The 18436-nt window shown below is 70.0% G+C and carries 19 protein-coding genes; 6 read left to right on the top strand and 13 right to left on the bottom strand.

The genetic code is table 11. The annotated features are described in order from the left end of the window. Positions 1-25: 25 nt before the first annotated feature. On the bottom strand, positions 26-1024 hold the full coding sequence (locus CI089_RS08435) for a helix-turn-helix domain-containing protein (RefSeq protein ID WP_094261044.1): 999 nt from the start codon (positions 1022-1024) through the stop codon (positions 26-28). 71 nt (positions 1025-1095) lie between these two features. On the opposite strand from CI089_RS08435, the gene CI089_RS08430 reads away from it, so the two are divergent. Continuing rightward, the gene (locus tag CI089_RS08430; RefSeq protein ID WP_094261043.1) at positions 1096-1356 is read left to right on the top strand and encodes a hypothetical protein; all 261 of its coding nucleotides are present in this window, start codon (positions 1096-1098) and stop codon (positions 1354-1356) included. On the opposite strand, the gene CI089_RS08425 is transcribed toward CI089_RS08430, so the two are convergent. After that, entirely contained in the window at positions 1286-2392 is a 1107-nt protein-coding gene (locus tag CI089_RS08425) for a glycosyltransferase family 4 protein (RefSeq protein ID WP_094261042.1), read from the bottom strand. The two genes, CI089_RS08430 and CI089_RS08425, sit on opposite strands and share 71 nt — an antisense overlap. A 2-nt stretch (positions 2393-2394) precedes the next feature. Beyond that, positions 2395-3543 carry a glycosyltransferase gene (locus CI089_RS08420; RefSeq protein WP_373441593.1) on the bottom strand — a complete coding sequence of 383 codons (1149 nt, stop codon included), beginning with the start codon at positions 3541-3543 and terminating at the stop codon, positions 2395-2397. 255 nt (positions 3544-3798) lie between these two features. On the opposite strand from CI089_RS08420, the gene CI089_RS08415 reads away from it, so the two are divergent. After that, positions 3799-4392: a hypothetical protein gene (locus CI089_RS08415; protein WP_094261040.1), complete on the top strand. Its 594-nt coding sequence runs from the start codon at positions 3799-3801 to the stop codon at positions 4390-4392. A gap of 38 nt (positions 4393-4430) precedes the next feature. Here the strand turns inward: CI089_RS08415 and CI089_RS08410 are convergent, their stop codons facing one another. The 5 genes from CI089_RS08410 to dnaK form a co-directional block, all read right to left on the bottom strand. Next, positions 4431-4883 (bottom strand): DoxX family protein, encoded by a 453-nt coding sequence (locus CI089_RS08410; protein ID WP_094261039.1) that lies wholly within the window; start codon positions 4881-4883, stop codon positions 4431-4433. Positions 4884-4963: 80 nt separating this feature from the next. Next, a complete protein-coding gene (locus CI089_RS08405) occupies positions 4964-5449 on the bottom strand; it encodes a heat shock protein transcriptional repressor HspR (RefSeq protein WP_094261038.1) in 486 nt (161 codons plus the stop codon). 92 nt (positions 5450-5541) lie between these two features. Next, the gene (locus CI089_RS08400) at positions 5542-6546 is read right to left on the bottom strand and encodes a DnaJ C-terminal domain-containing protein (protein WP_094261037.1); all 1005 of its coding nucleotides are present in this window, start codon (positions 6544-6546) and stop codon (positions 5542-5544) included. An 11-nt stretch (positions 6547-6557) separates the two neighbouring features. Next, positions 6558-7184, bottom strand: a complete 627-nt coding sequence (locus CI089_RS08395; RefSeq protein ID WP_071918640.1) for a nucleotide exchange factor GrpE — start codon at positions 7182-7184, stop codon at positions 6558-6560. Between the two features lie 2 nt (positions 7185-7186). Then, on the bottom strand, positions 7187-9055 hold the full coding sequence (gene dnaK, locus CI089_RS08390) for a molecular chaperone DnaK (RefSeq protein WP_094261036.1): 1869 nt from the start codon (positions 9053-9055) through the stop codon (positions 7187-7189). Between the two features lie 329 nt (positions 9056-9384). Between dnaK and CI089_RS08385 the strand changes: the two genes are divergently transcribed. Further along, the gene (locus CI089_RS08385; RefSeq protein ID WP_094261035.1) at positions 9385-10104 is read left to right on the top strand and encodes a response regulator transcription factor; all 720 of its coding nucleotides are present in this window, start codon (positions 9385-9387) and stop codon (positions 10102-10104) included. 110 nt (positions 10105-10214) lie between these two features. After that, a complete protein-coding gene (locus CI089_RS08380) occupies positions 10215-11672 on the top strand; it encodes an MFS transporter (protein WP_256977681.1) in 1458 nt (485 codons plus the stop codon). A gap of 6 nt (positions 11673-11678) precedes the next feature. Here CI089_RS08380 and CI089_RS08375 read toward each other — a convergent pair whose 3' ends face one another. The 3 genes from CI089_RS08375 to CI089_RS16610 all read right to left on the bottom strand — a co-directional run bounded on the left by CI089_RS08375 (position 11679) and on the right by CI089_RS16610 (position 14466). Then, a complete protein-coding gene (locus tag CI089_RS08375) occupies positions 11679-12125 on the bottom strand; it encodes a GNAT family N-acetyltransferase (RefSeq protein WP_094261034.1) in 447 nt (148 codons plus the stop codon). A 70-nt stretch (positions 12126-12195) separates the two neighbouring features. Next, positions 12196-13863 carry a BCCT family transporter gene (locus tag CI089_RS08370; RefSeq protein WP_094261033.1) on the bottom strand — a complete coding sequence of 556 codons (1668 nt, stop codon included), beginning with the start codon at positions 13861-13863 and terminating at the stop codon, positions 12196-12198. A 78-nt stretch (positions 13864-13941) separates the two neighbouring features. Further along, positions 13942-14466 (bottom strand): MarR family winged helix-turn-helix transcriptional regulator, encoded by a 525-nt coding sequence (locus CI089_RS16610; RefSeq protein ID WP_256977680.1) that lies wholly within the window; start codon positions 14464-14466, stop codon positions 13942-13944. Positions 14467-14578: 112 nt separating this feature from the next. Between CI089_RS16610 and CI089_RS08360 the strand changes: the two genes are divergently transcribed. Then, complete coding sequence (locus CI089_RS08360) at positions 14579-15187, top strand: hypothetical protein (protein ID WP_094261032.1); 609 nt, start codon at positions 14579-14581, stop codon at positions 15185-15187. A gap of 68 nt (positions 15188-15255) precedes the next feature. Here the strand turns inward: CI089_RS08360 and dcd are convergent, their stop codons facing one another. Together dcd and CI089_RS08350 are read right to left on the bottom strand one after the other, a co-directional pair. Then, complete coding sequence (gene dcd / locus CI089_RS08355; protein ID WP_094261316.1) at positions 15256-15861, bottom strand: dCTP deaminase; 606 nt, start codon at positions 15859-15861, stop codon at positions 15256-15258. A gap of 46 nt (positions 15862-15907) precedes the next feature. Beyond that, positions 15908-16921, bottom strand: coding sequence for a LacI family DNA-binding transcriptional regulator (locus CI089_RS08350; protein WP_094261031.1), 1014 nt, complete (start codon positions 16919-16921; stop codon positions 15908-15910). 206 nt (positions 16922-17127) lie between these two features. Between CI089_RS08350 and CI089_RS08345 the strand changes: the two genes are divergently transcribed. Beyond that, complete coding sequence (locus tag CI089_RS08345; RefSeq protein ID WP_094261030.1) at positions 17128-18432, top strand: ABC transporter substrate-binding protein; 1305 nt, start codon at positions 17128-17130, stop codon at positions 18430-18432. The last annotated feature ends 4 nt before the right edge of the window (positions 18433-18436 follow it).

Genomic DNA, 18436 nt, shown 5'->3' with positions numbered 1-18436 from the left:
TGACTCAAGTTTATCACCGCGACGCTCAGGACGCTACGGCCTCCGCTGCCGCCCCCGCGGCCGAGGCCGCCTCGGGGGTGCACGCGAACCGAGCTCGATATGCACTCGGGCTGAGCCCCAGAGCCCGGGCGAAGTTCTGCCGCAGGACCGATGCCGACCCGAATCCGCTGTCCGCCGCGATCTGGTCGAGCCCGAGGTCGGTGCGCTCCAGCAGGCGTTGCGCCCGCAGGATCCGCTGCCGCCCGAGCCACGCCGCCGGGGTCGTGCCGTAGTCGGCCTTGAACCGCCGCGCGAAGGTCCGCGGCGACATGTGAGCGCGCGATGCGAGCAGGTCGACCGAGAGGTCGAGGTCGAGGTTCGCGATCATCCAGTCGGTGATGGGCGCGAGCGAGAGCGACGCCGCCTCGGGCAGCGGCCGTGCGATGAACTGGGCCTGCCCGCCGTCGCGGAGAGGCGGGACGACCATCCGCCGGGCGATCGTGTTCGCCGCCTCGGCGCCGAGCTCGATCCGCAGCAGATGCAGGCAGGCGTCGAGCCCCGCCGCGGTGCCGGCAGACGTGATGATCCGGTCGGACTGCACGTAGAGCACGTCGGGGTCGACCTCGATGAGCGGATACATGCGCGCCATGGTCTCGGCGTAGCGCCAGTGCGTCGTGGCGCGCTTGCCGTCGAGCACACCCGCCGCCGCCACGACGAACGCGCCGCTGCAGACGGTGAGCACCCACGCCCCGCGTTCGACCGCGCGGCGAACCACCGCCGTGACCCGCTCGTCGACGGCATCCCAGCTCTCGCGCGGAATAGGCGTGATGATCACCAGGTCGGCCTCGTCGGCGAACTCGAGTCCCGCGTCGACGTTGAGCGAGAACGCGAGATTGGCCGGGACCACGCCAGGATCGGGCGCCACGACCCGGAAGTCGAAGTTCGGGATCCCCTCGTCGCTGCGGTCGAGACCGAACGCCTCGCAGGCGAGGCCGAACTCGAAGGGCGCGAATCCGGGCTGGACGACGCAGGCGACCGTGTGCATGGCAGGAATCCTCCGAATACCGTCATCTCCGCCAGTATCGGCAGGATGACGCCCATCGTAGCGTTTCTGCCATGGATTCCGACATGCTTCTTCTCGCCGTCGCCCTCGTCGTCATCGCCGCGGTGACGGGCACCCTCGCAGTGGTCGCGCGCGACGGCTACCGCCGAGTGCCCACCGACGCGACGCGCATGCCGCCGCGGGACGAGGCCGCCCCGACGCGCCCCACCGCCAGCCGGCGCCGTGTCGAGGGATCAGCCGAGGTCAGCGGGCGCGGAGCGCGCGGGCGCGACGCGATGCCGCGAGCAGTCGCGACGCCGATTCCGCCCAGGTGAACCGGGCGATGTGCGCACGACCCGCCGCGACCAGCGCCGCACGAGCGTCATCGTCGTCGAGCGACTCGACGGCCGCCGCGAACGCGCGCGGGTCACGGGGCGGCACGTAGAGCGCACCGTCCCCGCCGACCTCGTGGAAGATCTCCATGTCGCTGACCACCGCCGGCACCCCCAGCGCGAGGGCCTCCGCGATCGGCAGCCCGTACCCCTCGTCGAGGCTCAGCGTCGCGAGCATGCCCGCATCGGCCAGGAGCGCCGCGTACTCGGCATCCGTCACCCCGCCGTGGAAGACGATACGGGCGTCGGCGGGCGCGAGCTTCTCGAGCTCGGCGCGCCGGCTGTCCGAGATGCGGCTCAGCAGGTGCAGCGTCCGGCCGGGCAGCCACTGCATCGCGCGGACGAGCGTCTCGACGTTCTTGTAGGGCATGAACGAGCCCATGTAGACGATGTTGCGCGGCTTGGCGGCTCCCGGCATCGCCGTCGCCGGCGCGAGGTCCGCCAGACGCTGCGGCGCGTTGGGCAGGACGACCACCTCGCGCTTCGTGAGCTTCACGTCGGCGAACTGCCGCTTGCTCGTCTCACTGACGGTCGCGACGAGGTCTGCGGCGTTGAGCGTCGCACGCTGCGGCGCGTACGAGAGGTGGAAGAGCCGCCAGCCCGCGCGCACGAACCACGGCAGGTCACGCGGAGGCGTGCGGTGTCGGTAGTAGATCGTGTCGTGGAGCGTGAGGATGAGGGCGAACCGCCGGCCGAGCGCGCCGATCGTCTGCATGGGTGAGTAGACCACGTCGGGCCGATGCCGGTTCAGCCGCAGGGCAGCGAACGGCTCGAGCATCGACGTGGGGGCGTGCAGCACGACGTGCGGTGCCCCCTCCGGCAGGAAGGGGACCTGCGCGGGGTCGTGCACGATGAACGTGACCTCGACCTCCTCGGCGGGAGCCGCCGCGAAGACGGCGTGGGCGAGCTCGTGCGAGAAGCGGCTGATGCCGTCGTGGAAGTCGGTGCGGATGTAGCGCGCGTCGAAGAAGAGCCGCATCGTCACGCGTCGAGCGGCTCGCCGCGGTAGAGCTTCTCGAAGGTGTCGAGAGTGCGCTCGATGTCGTGGATCTCGACGCCCTCGAGCGAGGCCTGCTGCATCCGCAGGTACTCCTCGGGAGAGGCGGTGAGCACCCGGCGCAGCTTGTCGGCGAGATCGTCGACGTTTCCGGGCTCGAAGAGGTAGCCGTTCACACCGGACTGGACGAGGTGCGGCAGGGCGACGGCATCCGCCGCCACGACGGGCAGCCCCGAGGCCATGGCCTCCATCGTCGCGATCGACTGCAGCTCGGCGATCGACGCGATCGCGAACACGTCGGCTCGCGTGTACGCCGCCCGCAGGTCGGCCTCGTCGGTGCGCCCGTAGAACGTGACGCGGTCGCTGATGCCGAGTTGCTGCGCGGTCTGCTCGAGGTTCCGGCGCTGGTCGCCGCCACCGACGATGTCGAAGTGGACGTCCAGCTCGGGGGCGAGCTTGGCGACGGCCTTCAGGGTGACCTCGACGTGCTTCTCGGTCGTGAGACGTCCGACGAAGAGGATGCGGCGGTGCTCCCGCGGCGTGAGGTCGGGGGTGTAATTGCGCTTGTCGATGCCGCAGCTGATCGGGATGACGCCCGAGATGTCGATCGTGTCCTCGAGGAACTCCGCGGCCTTGCGCGTCGGAGTCGTCACGGCGCGCGACATCAGGAACGTGCGCTTGGCGTCGTCCCAGCAGAGCTTGATGATGATCTTGTCGAGGAACGGCGGGAGCGTCGTGAAGTCGATGACGTTCTCGGCCATGACGTGGTTGGTCGCGACGACGGGGATGCCGCGCTTGCGCGCCTCGCGCGTGAGCCCGCGCCCGATGACGATGTGCGACTGGCTGTGGACGACGTCGGGCTTGACCGAGTCGAGCACGCGCCGTGCGTAGTGCTTCGAGCGCCAGGGCAGTACGAAGCGCAGCCAGTCGTGCGGGTACCAGCGCCACCCGGGCAGGCGGTGGACGGTGAGGTCGGCGCCCTCGATGTTCTCGGTGAAGACGCCCGACTGCGAGTGCTTCACGCTCGGCGTCACGACGTGCACGTCGTGACCGCGGGCGGCGAGGCCGGCGGAGAGCCGCTCGGCGAAACGGGCGGCGCCGTTGACGTCGGGTGCGAAGGTGTCGGCGCCCATCACGATGGTCAGCGGCGCGCGCGTACTGTCGGCGGGAACACCCTCGGTCGTCGTGGATTCGGTCACGGGTCAGGCCCAATCTGTACGGCGGAGTGCCGCCGGCTGTGGCCGACGCGGCGCGCCCGAGCTTACCCGAGCGGTCTTGGGGCTTCCGGGAGGCGGCCCGGCGTTGGGGGAAACCGGGCGACGCGGGCCTGCGCCGGGCTGCACGGAAGACGGGGGCGAGCACTCAGGCGGCATCCCTAGGCTGGGGTCATGGCCCGACTCGAAGCCGATGCCGACCCCGCCCGCTGGGTACCCGTCACGGAATCCTTCGGATTCTCCGGACGCCGCGCGCGCAAGCGCGCCATCGGGATGCTGCTGAGCCAGGCGAACGCCGCGATGGGCGCCACGCCGCGCCCGGGCGGGCGTTTCGCCGCGTGGGCCGCGAGCCAGGCGGTGCCGATGCTCATGCGCCGCGCGAACGGTCGGGTGCGGGCTTGGATGTGGAAGGCCGACCCCGAGCTGCTCGTCGTCCTCGCGCAGATGCAGGAGGCGACGCCGCAGGTGCGGACCGCGCGAGCGATGATGCCGATGGAGTACGACGACACCGAGGACTTCCGCTCCCCCTACCTCGGGGCGGGCGAGAAGCTCGTGATGACGCTGCCGCCTGATCCGCGGACGCCGCCGTTCGTCTCGTACACGTGGGACACGGGAACCCACCTCGTGACCCTGTCGGCCGTGTGCAGCGATCGCGAGCGCGTGGGCACGGTTCTGGAAGAGCTCGATCACCTCGCGCGCTCGCTGCGCGTCGTCGACGACCTGACCCTCGACGAGTCGGCTGGCACCCTCCGCCTCCCACCCGCCTGACCCCGCGCACGACGTCGCGCACGACGGGGGGGACGGGGTCAGGCCAGCCAGCGGGGGGCGCGGCCGCGCAGGAACGCGTGGTCGGCGGAGAGACGCCCGGCTCCCGTCAGCGCGAGAGCGACACCGCCGGCCGCGAGGACCGCGACGTACTCGTAGCCGCCGTCGGCGGCCCAGAATCCCGCCGGCAGGTGCACGAGCACGAGCGCGACGACCATCGTGACCGCGAGCAGCAGCGCGATCGGCCGCGTGAGCAGGCCGAGGACGAGCAGGATGCCGCCGGCGAGCTCGAGCACGGCGACAGCCGGGCCCAGCACGGGGGCGAGCGGTACACCCATGCCCGCGAAGGCGTCGGCGGTGGCGGGCAGGGAGTCCTCGAAGATCTTCTGCGCGCCGTGGGCGATGAAGATGCCGCCCAGAGCGACGCGGAGGATGAGGAGGCCGACCGAGGCGGCGGTGGAGGGGACGGAAGCGGGAACGGTGGCGTTCGGCATGAGAGACGATCCTTCGGAACGGAACCGGGCGCCCGAGGGCGCGAAACGGGGGGATCCGTCCAAACTATGAACGTCTTTTCTCAATCTCCTATGCGTTGCTGCAGAGCTTCCTCCGCCGTTCGCTGCGCGGGCGCGGGCGGGTCGGAGGGACGGCGGTAGAGCACGACCTCCGTCGCACGCCGGACACGCGCCCCGTGACGCAGGGTCACGACCGCGCCGGTGGCACCGGCGGCGAACACCCGCGCGCCGGGACGCTGCTGCATCTCCTCGCGGAGGCGCTGCTCGAGGTCGCGCACCTCGCGACGGAGTCCCGCGACCTCGTTCTCGAGCTCCAGGATGCGCGCGATGGCGGGGAGGCTGATGCCCTCCGCAGACATCCGCGCCACCTCCCGCAGCTGACGGATGTGCCGCAGGGAATAGCGTCGCGACCCGCCCTGCGTGCGCCCCGGCACGACGAGCCCCAGTCGGTCGTACTGCCGGAGGGTCTGCGCGTGCATGGCCGCCAGCTCCGCCGCGGCCGCGATCGCGAAGATCGGGGCGTCCTCGTCGATGTCGTCTTCAGCCATGGTTGGTCACCTCCTGGGCCTCGAGGGTGTCGCCGTCGGGCCCGCCGCCCCGTTCCGTGGGATCCGGGTGCGGCAGGCCGACAGCGGGTGGGTCAGCCGCGCGCCTTGTTCATCAGGTCGGCGCGGGGGTTCTCGCGGGGCTCGACCTCCGCGAATCGTTCGAGGGCCGCTCGGGCTTCCTCGTCGAGATGGGCGGGAACGGCGACCTGGACCTCGGCCAGAAGATCGCCCGTGCCCTTGGACGTGTTCACGCCGCGCCCCTTGACCCGCAGGACGCGGCCCGACGGGGTGCCGGGAGCGACCCGCAGCTTGACGGGGTCGCCGCCCAGCGTCGGCACCTCGATCGTGGCGCCGAGAGCGGCTTCGGTGAAGGTCACCGGCACCACGACACGGAGGTTGAGCCCGTCGCGCGTGAAGACCGGGTGAGGCCGGACCGTCACGGTCACGACGATGTCGCCCGACTCGCCGCCGTCGGGCGAGGGACGCCCGCGACCGCGCAGCCGGATCTTCTGTCCGTCCTTGACCCCGGCCGGGATCTTGACCTTGAACGGCTTGCCGTCCTCGCCCTGGAGCGTGACGGTGTCGCCGCGCACCGCGGTCGCGAAGTCGAGCGTCGTCCGAGCCGTGACGTCGGCGCCGCGCTGCGGCCCGCCGAAGCCCTGGAACCCTCCGGTCGAGCGGCCGAAGCCGCCCGACCCGAAGCGGCTGGATCGCCCGGTCTGCTGGTTGAACATCGCGAAGATGTCGTCGAAGTCCGCGCCGCGCGCTCCGGCGCCGCCCCGCGTACCCTGGTTGAAGGCGCTGAAGACGTCCTCGAAGCCACCGGCGCCCTGGCCACCCGCGGTGAAGCGGGCACTGCCCGACCCCATCGCCCGGATCTGGTCGTACTCGGCGCGCTGCTCCTTGTCGGAGAGCACGGAGTACGCCTCGCTGATCTCCTTGAACTTCGCCTCGGCCGCGGGGTCTCCCTGCGTCGAGTCGGGGTGGTATTTGCGCGCGAGCTTGCGGTAGGTCTTCTTCAGGTCGCTGTCGGAGACGTCTTTGGAGACGCCCAGCACCTTGTAGAAGTCCTTGTCGAACCAGTCCTGACTGGCCATGTCGTTGCCTCCTATTCGGCCGGCACGGCGACGACGACCTTCGCCGGACGCAGCTCGATGCTGCCGAGGCGGTAGCCGACCTCGACGACCTCGAGGATCGTCGGCTCGGCCGTGCCCGGAGTGGGCGCCTGGAAGATCGCCTCGTGCTGCTGCGGGTCGAAAGCGTCGCCGGCGGCGCCGTAGGACTCGACGCCCAAGCGCGCCACCACCCCGCGGAGCTTGTCCGCGATCACCGCGAGCGGCGATCCCTCGACGAGGTCACCGTGCTTGTCGGCGCGGTCGAGGTCGTCGAGCACGGGCAGCAGGCCCTTCGCGACCGAGCCCTTGGCGCGCTCGATCTCGGCCTCGCGCTGGTCCTCGGTGCGCCGACGGTAGTTGGCGTATTCGGCCTGCACGCGCTTGAGGTCGAGCAGCAGGTCGTGCTCCTCGGCCGGCGCCTCGGCGACGGCCGCCTCGTCGGACTGCGTCGCGCCGAGGATGTCGTCGATGGTCAGTTCGTCGTCCGCAGCCGCGGCATCCGCGGCATCCGATGCTCCGGAGGCCTCGTGCGCGTCGGGGCCGGACGCCTGGGCGTCCGACCCCTCCTCGCCGAGGACCTCGTCATCGCCGTGCGGCTCTTCGAAGTCCTTGTCGGTCATGATTACTTCTTCTCGTCCTCGTCTTCGACGACCTCGGCGTCGACGACGTCCTCATCGGATGCCGTCGCACCGGCGTCGCCGGTCGGAGCGTCGGTCGGGGCGCCCGGCGCCTGGTCGGCCTGACCCTGCGCGTAGATCGCCTCGCCGAGCTTGCCCTGCGATGCGTTGAGCTTGTCGAACGCGGTCTTCACCGCGTCGTCGTCATCGCCCGCGAGCGCGGTCTTCAGCGCGTCGACGTCGCCCTGGACCTCGGACTTGACGTCCTCGGGGAGATTGTCGGCGTTGTCGGCGATGAGCTTCTCGATCGAGTACGACAGGGTCTCGGCCTGGTTGCGGACCTCGGCGGCCTCGCGGCGCTTCTTGTCCTCGGCCGCGTGCTCCTCGGCCTCGCGCACCATGCGCTCGATGTCCTCCTTGGGAAGCGACGAGCCGCCCGTGATGGTCATCGACTGCTCCTTGCCGGTGCCCTTGTCCTTCGCCGAGACGTGCACGATGCCGTTGGCGTCGATGTCGAAGGTGACCTCGACCTGCGGGATGCCGCGCGGGGCCGGCGCGATGCCGGTGAGCTCGAACGTTCCCAGCGGCTTGTTGTCGCGGGTGAAGTCGCGCTCGCCCTGGAAGACCTGGATGGCCACCGACGGCTGGTTGTCGTCGGCGGTCGTGAAGGTCTCGCTGCGCTTGGTGGGGATGGCGGTGTTGCGCTCGATGAGCTTCGTCATGATGCCGCCCTTGGTCTCGATGCCGAGGCTCAGGGGGGTGACGTCGATGAGGAGGACGTCCTTGCGCTCGCCCTTGAGGACACCGGCCTGCAGCGCGGCGCCGACGGCGACGACCTCGTCCGGGTTCACGCCCTTGTTGGGCTCCTTGCCGGCTTCCTTCTTCACGAGCTCCGACACGGCGGGCATGCGGGTGGAACCACCCACGAGCACGACGTGGTCGATGTCGCCGACCTTGATGCCGGCCTCGCGGATGACGTCCTCGAAGGGCTTCTTCGTGCGGTCGAGCAGGTCCTTGGTGAGATCCTCGAACTTCGCACGCGACAGCGTCTCGGACAGCGACACGGGGCCCGAGTCGGTGAGCGAGAGGTAGGGCAGGTTGATCGAGGTCGACTGCGAGCTCGAGAGCTCCTTCTTCGCCTGCTCCGCGGCCTCCTTGAGGCGCTGCAGGGCGATCTTGTCGCCGGAGACGTCGACGCCGGTCGTGTCCTTGAACTGCTTGATCAGGTACTCGACGATGCGCTGATCCCAGTCGTCACCACCGAGGCGGTTGTCACCGGCGGTGGCGCGCACCTGGATGGTCGAGAAGTCGTCGTCCTTGCCCACCTCGAGCAGCGAGACGTCGAAGGTGCCACCACCGAGGTCGAAGACGAGGATGAGCTCGTCCTCCTTGCCCTTGTCGAGCCCGTAGGCGAGCGCGGCGGCCGTCGGCTCGTTGATGATGCGCAGGACGTTGAGGCCCGCGATCTCACCGGCCTCCTTGGTGGCCTGGCGCTCGGCGTCGTTGAAGTACGCGGGGACGGTGATGACGGCGTCGGTCACGGTGTCGCCCAGGTACTGCTCGGCGTCGCGCTTGAGCTTCTGGAGGATACGGGCCGAGATCTCCTGCGGCGTGTACGCCTTGCCGTCGATCGACTGGGTCTTCCAGTCGGTGCCCATGTGGCGCTTGACCGAGGTCAGCGTGCGGTCGACGTTGGTGACGGCCTGCCGCTTGGCGGTCTCACCGACGAGGACCTCGCCGTCCTTGGTGAACGCGACGACCGAGGGGGTCGTACGGAGCCCTTCGGCGTTGGCGATGACCTTGGGCTCGCCGCCCTCGAGGACGGCCACGACGGAGTTCGTCGTGCCCAGGTCGATACCCACTGCACGTGCCATGAGTTGTCTCCTTACTTGCGGTTCGAATGGATCGGAAGTCTGCGGCGGCCCAACCTGAGCCGCGATGACTCAACTGTACTCGCGGCGGAAAAGCCTGTCAAGAGAACTTGAGTCCAGTCGTATCAAGTTCGTGACTCGACCGTGTGAGCCGGTGACGATGACCTGAGGTAACGCTGAGCAACCCTGAGGCCGGATCATCGGATCCTCCCAGGGGGGCGCTATATGTTGAGTCCACCCATGACAAGAAGCGTGAACCCGAACTCGCCTCTCGTCGACATCGAGCCCGCGATGGGCGGTCGTCGAGCGTTCCCGCGCGCACGGAGGCGGCCATGACTCGCAGCGCAGTCGTCATCGAGGATGACGACGACCTCCGTCGGCTGCTGACCCAGACCCTCGAGCAGCACGGCTTCGCCGTGCACGCCTTCCCCGACGGTCCGGCCGGCGTCGACGCGGTCCGCCTGCTGCGTCCCGACCTCACGACCGTCGACGTCAAGCTCGACGGGATCGACGGATTCGAGGCCGTCCGCCGCATCCGCGCGTTCCACGACGGGTACGTGCTCATCATCAGTGCCGTCGACGACGAGACCGCGACGGTCGAGGGGTTCCGCAGCGGTGCCGATGACTACGTCATCAAACCCTGGCGCCCCTACGAGCTGCGCGCCCGCATCGACGCCCTGATGCGCCGCCCGCGCACCCTCCAGTCCGGCGAGTCGGCGCCGGGGGCGTGGCTCGAAGCCGGCGGACTGCGACTGAGCCCGGGCTCGCGCCGCGTCGAGCTCGACGGCCGGTCGCTGGATCTCACCCGTTCCGAGTTCGACGTCCTGCAGGCGCTCATGCAGCGCCCCGGCGACGTCATCGAGAAGTCGTGGATCGCGCTCATGCTGCGCCGGCAGAGCGGCGCCCACGGCGAGCACGTCAGCGGACACGATCTCCACGCGGTCGAGGTGCACCTGATGAACCTGCGACGCAAGCTCGGCGACGACGGCCGTACGGGCCGCTGGATCGAGACGGTGCGCGGCATCGGTTACCGGTTCGCGCGTCGCGACTGAAAAGCGCGCTCGCCCGCCAGGCGACGGATACGCTGACCCCGTCGCGATGACGCGGCGCGCCGCCGACCGGCGGCACCGAGTGTTCACGGAGAGGTCGTAGCGTGCCCGGCATGTCACCCGAGACCGACCCACCCGGCGCAGGCCGCTCCCCAGAGTCACCCGATGCCGGCGTGCCCGCGCCTCCCACGGCGGCCGACACGCAGGCCCTCGGGCGCATCGCGGCCATGCGGACCCGTGACGTCGACGAGCAGCCGATCTCCCGCAAGGCCGTGGTGTCGTGGGCGCTCTGGGACTGGGCCACGCAGCCCTTCAACTCCGTCATCCTCACCTTCGTCTTCGCGTCGCTGTTCCTCGTCTCGGATTCGTTCCTCCCCGCCGACATCGCGGCGCTGCCCGACACCGACCCGGTGAAGGAGGCGGCACTGGCCGAGCTGGCGAGCGGCTACGGCGTGGCCTCGACGGCCGCCGGCATCCTGATCCTGCTGCTCGCCCCCGTGCTGGGACAGACCGCCGACCGGTCGGGGCGCAAGAAGCGCTGGCTCGGGGTGTTCACCGTCGTCCTCGCGCTGCTGCAGTTCGCCCTGTTCTTCACCTTCGCCGACCCGGCCTTCTTCTGGTACGGCGCGATCGTGCTCTCCCTCGGCGCTGTCGTCTCGGAGATCGCGGGCGTCAACTACAACGCCATGCTCGTCGAGGTCTCGACACCCCGCACGATCGGACGAGTCAGCGGTTTGGGCTGGGGGCTCGGCTACATCGGCGGCATCATCGCGCTCGCCCTCGTGGTCGCCCTGACCTTCGCCGACTGGTTCGGGATGGACACGAGCAACGGTCTCGCCTACCGGCTCATCGCGGTGGGCTGCGGTGTGTGGACGATCGTCTTCGCCATCCCCCTGCTGGTGAACGTGCCCGAGCGCGCGGCACCGCACAGCGCCGAGAGGATCGGGTTCCTCGCGGCGTACGAGCATCTGGTGACCGACATCGTCCGCCTCTATCGCACCGAGCGTCCGACGTTCTGGTTCCTCCTCGCGAGCGCGGTCTACCGCGATGGGCTCGCGGGCGTCTTCGCCTTCGGAGGCGTCCTGGCTGCGCGTGCCTTCGGGTTCTCCGCGACGGAGGTCATGGTCTTCGGCATCGCCGCGAACCTCGTCGCCGGTGCGTCCACGATCGTCGCCGGACGATTCGACGACCGGTTCGGGGCACGCGCCGTGATCGTCGCGACCCTGTCGGGTCTCATCGCCGTCGCCGTGCTGCTGTTCGTGCTGCAGGATGCCGGATCGATCGTCTTCTGGATCGCCGGGCTGATCCTCTCGGGGTGCGTGGGCCCGGCGCAGGCCGCCAGCCGCTCCCTGCTGGCCCGGGTGACGCCGCCGGGGATGCAGGGTGAGATCTTCGGCCTCTACGCCACGACCGGACGCGTCGCGAGCTTCCTCTCCCCCGCGATGTGGGCGCTGTTCATCGCCTGGTTCGGCGGCATCATCTGGGGCGTGCTGGGCATCGCGGTGGTGCTGCTCCTCGGACTCGTGCTGCTGCTGTTCGTGCGACTGCCGAAGCAGGCCGGCATCCGCTGACCGGGTTCAGGCGACGCGGCGCATGGGCACGTGCGGGATGTCGTCCTCGGAGAACTCCGGCCCGCTGATCGCGAACCCGAACCTCCCGTACCAGTCGGCGAGGTGCTTCTGCGCGTCGAGGTCGATCGCAGCCCCGGGCCACCGCTCGCCGGCGCGCTCGACCGCCGCACGCATGAGCTGGGCAGACAGACCGCGGCCGCGCGCGTCGGCCGCGGTCGCCACGCGGCCGATGCGGGCGTTTCCCGAGGCATCGCGAAGCAGCCGGAGTGTCGCCAGCACCTGCCCGTCGTCTTCGATCCAGAAGAGCTCGGTGTCGGGCTCGAGGTCGCGGCCGTCCAGCTCCGGATAGGCAGCGGCCTGCTCGACGACGAAGACGCTCACCCGCAGCCAGAGCAGGCGGTAGAGCGTCTCGGCGGGGACATCGGTCAGACGGGCGGAAGACACCGGGGGCATCCGCCCAGCGTACGACGAAGGCGCCGAGCGGTCGTGCCCGGCGCCGTCGCGACGATTTGCTGCGGCCGTGTCAGCTGCGCCTGCCGCCGATCCACGGGAAGCGCACTCCCCGCTCGTTCGGCTCCTCGACCTCGAGCCCGTAGTGGTCGCCGATCCGCTCGATGAACTGCGCCCGCTCCGCGCGGGCGTACGCCCGGCGCTCGCGCTGGAAGGCGAGCACCGTCGACCAGCACATCAGCAGCATCACGATCGAGAACGGCAGGGCGATCAGGATCGCGGCCGTCTGCAGCGCCTGCAGGCCGCCGGCGAGCAGGAGGGCGCTCGCGAGGGCGGCGGTCGTGATGACGAAGAACACGCGCACCCAGCGCGGCGGCTCGGGATTTCCGCCGGTCGCGATCATGCCCATGACGAGCGCGCCCGAGTCGGCCGAGGTGACGAAGAACACCGCGATCAGGACGATGGCTCCGATCGTCAGCACTCCGCCAGCGGGCAGACTCTCGAGCAGCTGGAACAGGGCCCCCTGCAGATTGACCGAACCGTCTGCCGCGAGCATCGACCCGGGCTGCTCGAGCTCGCGGTACAGCGCCGAGCCGCCGAGGACGGCGAACCACAGGATGCCGATCAGCGTGGGGACCAGCAGCACGCCGGCGACGAACTGGCGGACGGTGCGGCCTTTGCTGACGCGAGCGATGAAGATGCCGACGAAGGGTGCCCACGAGATCCACCAGCCCCAGTAGAACGACGTCCACTGCGCCTGCCACGCCTCACCCGCGGCTCCCTGGAGAGCACTGACGGTGAAGGAGAGGCCGATGAAGTTCTGAATGTAGGCGCCGATCGACTGCACCCATTCGCGCAGCAGGAACTGCGTCGGTCCGACGAAGAGCAGGAACAGCAGCAGCAGGCCGGCGACGATGAGGTTGAAGTTCGAGAGCCACTTCATCCCCTTCGTCACTCCGGAGATGACCGAGAAGAGCACGAAGACCGAGACGATCGCGATGAGACCGATGAGCATCGCGTCGTTCATCGGCGGGAGGCCGATGAACTCGAGCCCGGATCCCATCTGCATGACGCCGAGGCCGAGCGAGGTGGCGACGCCGAACAGCGTGCCGACGAGGGCGACCGCGTCGATGACGTTGCCGGCGGCGCCGCGGACACGGTTGCCCAGCAGCGGCTCGAGCGCCCAGCGGATCGAGATCGGGCGGCGGCGACGGTGGATCGCGTACGCGAGGGCGAGCCCGACGACGACGTACATCGCCCAGGCGTGCACGCCCCAGTGCAGGTAGGTCTGCGTCAGAGCGCTCTGCGCGAGCTGCTGCTCGGTGCCGGTGACGCCCGGACGCGGGTCGACGAAGTGGCTGAGGGGCTCGCTGACGCCGTAGAAGACGAGACCGATGCCCATGCCCGCCGCGAAGAGGAGCGAGAACCACGAGCCCGTCGAGAACTCGGGCTCGTCGTCGTCGCGCCCGAGCTTGATGTCGCCGAAGCGGCTGAAGCCCACGAAGATCGCGAAGCCGACGAAGAAGGCGGCGATGAGGACGTAGTACCAGTTGAACGAGTCGACGATCGAGGTCTGGATGGCGCCGAAGAACGACTCGGCCGTGGTGGGGAAGATGATCGCGAACGCGCTGAACCCGACGATCACGACCGCGGCGGGCCAGAAGACCCAGCGGGCGATCGTGCCCGGACTGGATACCGCGGCTATGCGTTCTGCGGGAGAGGGCTGATTCTCGGTACTCACCGAACCAGGGTGGCAGGATACCGGCGCGACGCAAAGCGGGGAAGGCCAGTTGCCCTCGGTGGTCACACCGGCTAAGGGTCAGGGGCGCGGCCAGGCGTCGGCGAGTTTGGTGAGCAGTCGGGCCAGCTCGGCGCGCTCGTCGTCGGTGAACCCGTCGAGCGCGCTGCCGAGGGCCGCGCGACGCTCACCCCGCACGCCCTGCGCGAATCGGCGCCCCTCGTCGGTGAGCGCGATGCGGGTGCGGCGGGCGTCGTCGGGGTCGGCTTCCCGGCGGACCAGGCCGAGGTCGACCCCCTGCTGCACGAGCCGCGAGGCACGCGGCTGGTCGACACCGATCGCCTCGCCGATCTCGCTGACGGTCAGCGGGTGGGATGCCGCGACGAGCGCCTCGAGCATGCGCAGGCGGGCGAGCCCCGCCATCCTGCTGCGTCCCTCGGCGAACGGGCCGCCGTGATGGCCGTGCGGGCCGTGACCGCCGTGAACCCCGAACGGTCCGTGAGCATGCGATCCGCGCTCGACGCCCGGCCCGAGCCGCCGCAGTCCGCGCAGGCGACCGAGGGCGTCGGCGATGGCATCGATCTGTGGGTCGTCGGAGGCCGTCATGCTCCGAGAATACATGCGACTTGACATGCACTTCATCTGCATGTCATAGTGCATATACATGACACATGACATACATCTCGGGTCGGACGCACCGACCCACGAAGGGAACACCATGAACACGCACGACAACACCTCCGAGACTCCCGAACCGCGCACGCGGTCGCTGACCTTCTGGATGCGCGCCGCCGAGACGGCCCTGTCGTCCGAGATGCATCGGACGCTGTCCGCCGAAGGGCTCGACCGCCGCGACTGGGCGGTTCTGAACGTCCTGGCCGGCGAGCGCGACATCCCCGGGCTCGCCGAGCGCGTGCAGCGGGGCGGCAAGCGCGTCCGCTCCCTCGCAGCTCGCGGCTGGGCCGTCGAGCGCGACGGAGCCTGGATCATCACCGAAGAGGGACGGCGCGAACGCGACCGCATCCACGCGCTCGTGAGCGGCGTCCGCGATCGCGTGCGCGGCACCGTGACGGACGCGGACTACGCCACCACCCTCGCCTCGCTCGAGGCGATCGCCCGTGAGCTCGGCTGGGACGAGAGCTCACCGCGCCGATTCGGCCCTCGCGGCCGGCACGGCTTCGGGCACGGCCACGGTCACCGTCACGGCCACGGCTGCGGCCCTCGCTTCGGCGACCACCCGCGGCACGGCGAGCACCCGCGCCGCGGCGAGCGCGCCTTCGAACGCGGCTTCACGGCGGGCTTCGCGGCCGGGCGCGACGCCGCCTGATCCGCGACATCCCGAACGACGGCCCCGAGGTTCACACCCCGGGGCCGTCGTGCATCTCGGACCGGGCGTCAGGCGCCGCGCGACCCGGCGTCGTTCGTGCCGACGTCGGTGCGGTGGAAGTTCTGGAAGGAGCGGGATGCCGTCGGCCCGCGCTGCCCCTGGTAGCGATTGCCGTAGGGGCCCGATCCGTAGGAGTTCTCGCTCGGCGAGCTGAGCTGGAAGAAGCAGAGCTGACCGATCTTCATGCCCGGCCAGAGCTTGATCGGCAGAGTCGCGACGTTGGCGAGCTCGAGCGTCACGTGGCCGGAGAACCCGGGATCGATGAACCCGGCCGTCGAGTGGGTGATGAGGCCGAGACGCCCGAGCGACGACTTTCCCTCCAGTCGCGCGGCGACGTCGTCACCGAGGCGCACCTGCTCGAAGGTCGACCCCAGCGCGAACTCGCCGGGGTGCAGGATGAACGGCTGGTCCGGCTCGACCTCGATCAGGCGCGTCAGCTCGGGCTGGTCCTGCGCCGGATCGATGAAGGGGTACTTGTGGTTGTCGAACAGCCGGAAGTATCGGTCGAGGCGCACGTCGACGCTCGAGGGCTGCACCATCGAGGCATCCCACGGGTCGAGGCCGATGCGGCCCTGATCGATTCCGGCACGGATGTCGCGATCACTCAGCAGCACGCACACAGCCTAGAGCGCGACGCGGTGCGACGCCGTCATCCGGCCGTCATCCGGCCCGCTGCCGCACCGGCGGTGCGGTCGTCTGCCGGGCGACGAGCTTCGTCGGGAGCCGGAGGTGCGTGGCGGCCGGGGTCTCGCCGCGCATGAGGGCCAGCAGCATCTGGACGGCGGCGGCGCCCAGCCGCCCCATCGGCTGACGCACCGTCGTGAGAGGGACCGGGAGCCGTGTCGCCTCGGGGATGTCGTCGAATCCGACGATGGACAGATCGCGGGGGACCTCGAGCCCGAGCTCGGCGGCGACCTGCAGGATCGCGATGGCCGATACGTCGTTCGCCGCGAAGACCGCGGTGGGCCGGTTCGGCGACGACAGCATCTCGATCGCGACCTCGCGCACCGTCGCCTCGCGATAGCGCCCCGAGCCGACGTAGGTCGCGTCGAACGGGATGCCGGCGTCGGCGAGCGCCCGACGGTATCCGGCGTCGCGCGCGATCGACGAGCGCAGGTCGGCGCGCCCGGCGATGTAGCCGATGCGCGTGTGCCCCATGCCGATGAGGTAGGCCGTCGCCTCGCGGGCGCCGCCGTAGCTGTCGCTCTCGACGATGGGAACATCGGCCGGACCGGTGTGCGGGTCGATCGCGACGAGCGGGACGTCGGCGCTCGCCTTGACCACGGTCGGGGTGACCATGATCGCCCCGTCGATCAGCGTTCCGCTCAGGCGGGACAGCGACCGGCGCTCCCACCCCTCCTCGTCACCGCGCGACCCCGAGTAGGCGAGCAGGTCGTAGCTGGTGTCGCGAAGAGCCTCGCCCACGCCCTTGAGGATCTCGGCGCTGAACGGCTCGAAGTCGGCGACGAGCACGCCGATCACACCGGTCGAGCGTGAACGCATGCTGCTGGCGATGAGGCTCGACTCGTATCCGAGCTCGGCGACGGCCGCCATCACGGCATCCACGGTCGCCGTCGCGACCCCGTAACGCCCGTTGACGGCCTTCGACACGGTCGACACGGAGACGCCGGCACGCTCCGCGACGTCGTGGATGGTGGGTCGTCGTCGGTCCATGACCGCATGCTAGCCCGAAATGGAAACCGTTTTCGAAAACGTTTGACACCTCTTTGTTGCCCGCGCAAACTTTCGGTGTCCGACAGCACCAGCGAATGTCCGACGACACCGAGCATCGCCGCTCGGCGGTTCGAGCAGCCCAGCCCGGGCCCGGCCGCGGCGCGCTCATCGGCAGATGTCCACTCAACGAAGAGAGAAGGAATCACATGGCACGCACCATCACGGCTCGCCGCAAGGCGGCCGTCACGGCAGCCGTCCTGGCGGTGGGGGCGCTCGCCCTCACCTCCTGCAGCGGCAACGGCGACGGAGGCAGCGCCGACGGCACCGTCGAGATGACGCTCTGGCAGAACTCGACGACCGGCCCCGGCCAGGAGTTCTGGAAGGACGCCATCGCCGCGTTCGAGGCGGAGAACGAGAACGTCAAGATCTCGATGCAGTCCGTGCAGAACGAGGACATGGACGGCAAGCTCCAGACCGCGCTCAACGCGGGCGACCCGCCCGACATCTTCCTGCAGCGCGGCGGCGGCAAGATGGCCGCCATGGTGCAGGCCGGCCAGCTCATGGACCTCACGGACCTCATCGGCGACACCGCCAAAGAGGAGATCTCCGAGGGCTCGTTCAAGGCCGAGACCTACCAGGACAAGGTGTGGGCGATGCCGCTCGCGGTGCTCCCGAGCGGCTTCTGGTACAGCTCCGACCTGTTCACGCAGGCCGGAGTCACCGAGACCCCCACCACGATCGACGACCTCGAGACCGTCGTCGGGCAGCTCAAGGATGCCGGCATCGCGCCCATCGCCCTCGGCGCGAAGGATGCCTGGCCGGCGGCGCACTGGTTCTACAACTTCGCCCTGCGCGAGTGCAGCCCGGAGACGATCGAGAAGACCGGCGACTCGAAGGACTTCAGCGACGAGTGCTGGCTGAAGTCGGCCGAGGACCTCGCCGACTTCGCCCAGCTGCAGCCGTTCAACGAGGGCTACCTCACGACCTCGGCTCAGCAGGGCGCGGGCAGCAGCGCGGGCCTCATCGCCAACCACCAGGCGGGCATGGAGCTCATGGGCGCCTGGAACCCGGGCGTCATCGCGTCGCTCACGCCGGACGAGCAGCCGCTGCCCGACCTGGCGTGGTTCCCCTTCCCCGAGCTGTCGGGCGGGGCGGGTGAGCCCGGCTCGATCATGGGCGGCGTCGACGGATACTCCTGCTCGGCCAAGGCCCCGAAGGAGTGCGCCGACTTCCTGAACTTCCTCGCCAGCGCCGAGCAGCAGGAGGCCTACTACAAGGCGTTCAACGCCCCGCCGGTGAACTCGGTCGCGCAGGAGGCGGTCGAGGAGGAGTACCTCCAGGAGGTCCTCGCCGCGTACAACAAGGCACCCTTCGTCTCGCAGTGGCTCGACACCGTCCTCGGGCAGAACGTCGGCAACGCGCTCAACGTCGCAGTCGTCGACCTGCTGGCGGGCAAGAGCACGCCCGAGCAGATGATCCAGTCGGTCTCCGACGCAGCGAAGAAGGGCTGATCCG

Source organism: Microbacterium sp. Yaish 1 (assembly GCF_002245215.1).
In the GTDB taxonomy this organism is placed as follows: Bacteria; Actinomycetota; Actinomycetes; order Actinomycetales; family Microbacteriaceae; genus Microbacterium.
This window is presented reverse-complemented; position numbering and strand designations above follow the sequence as displayed.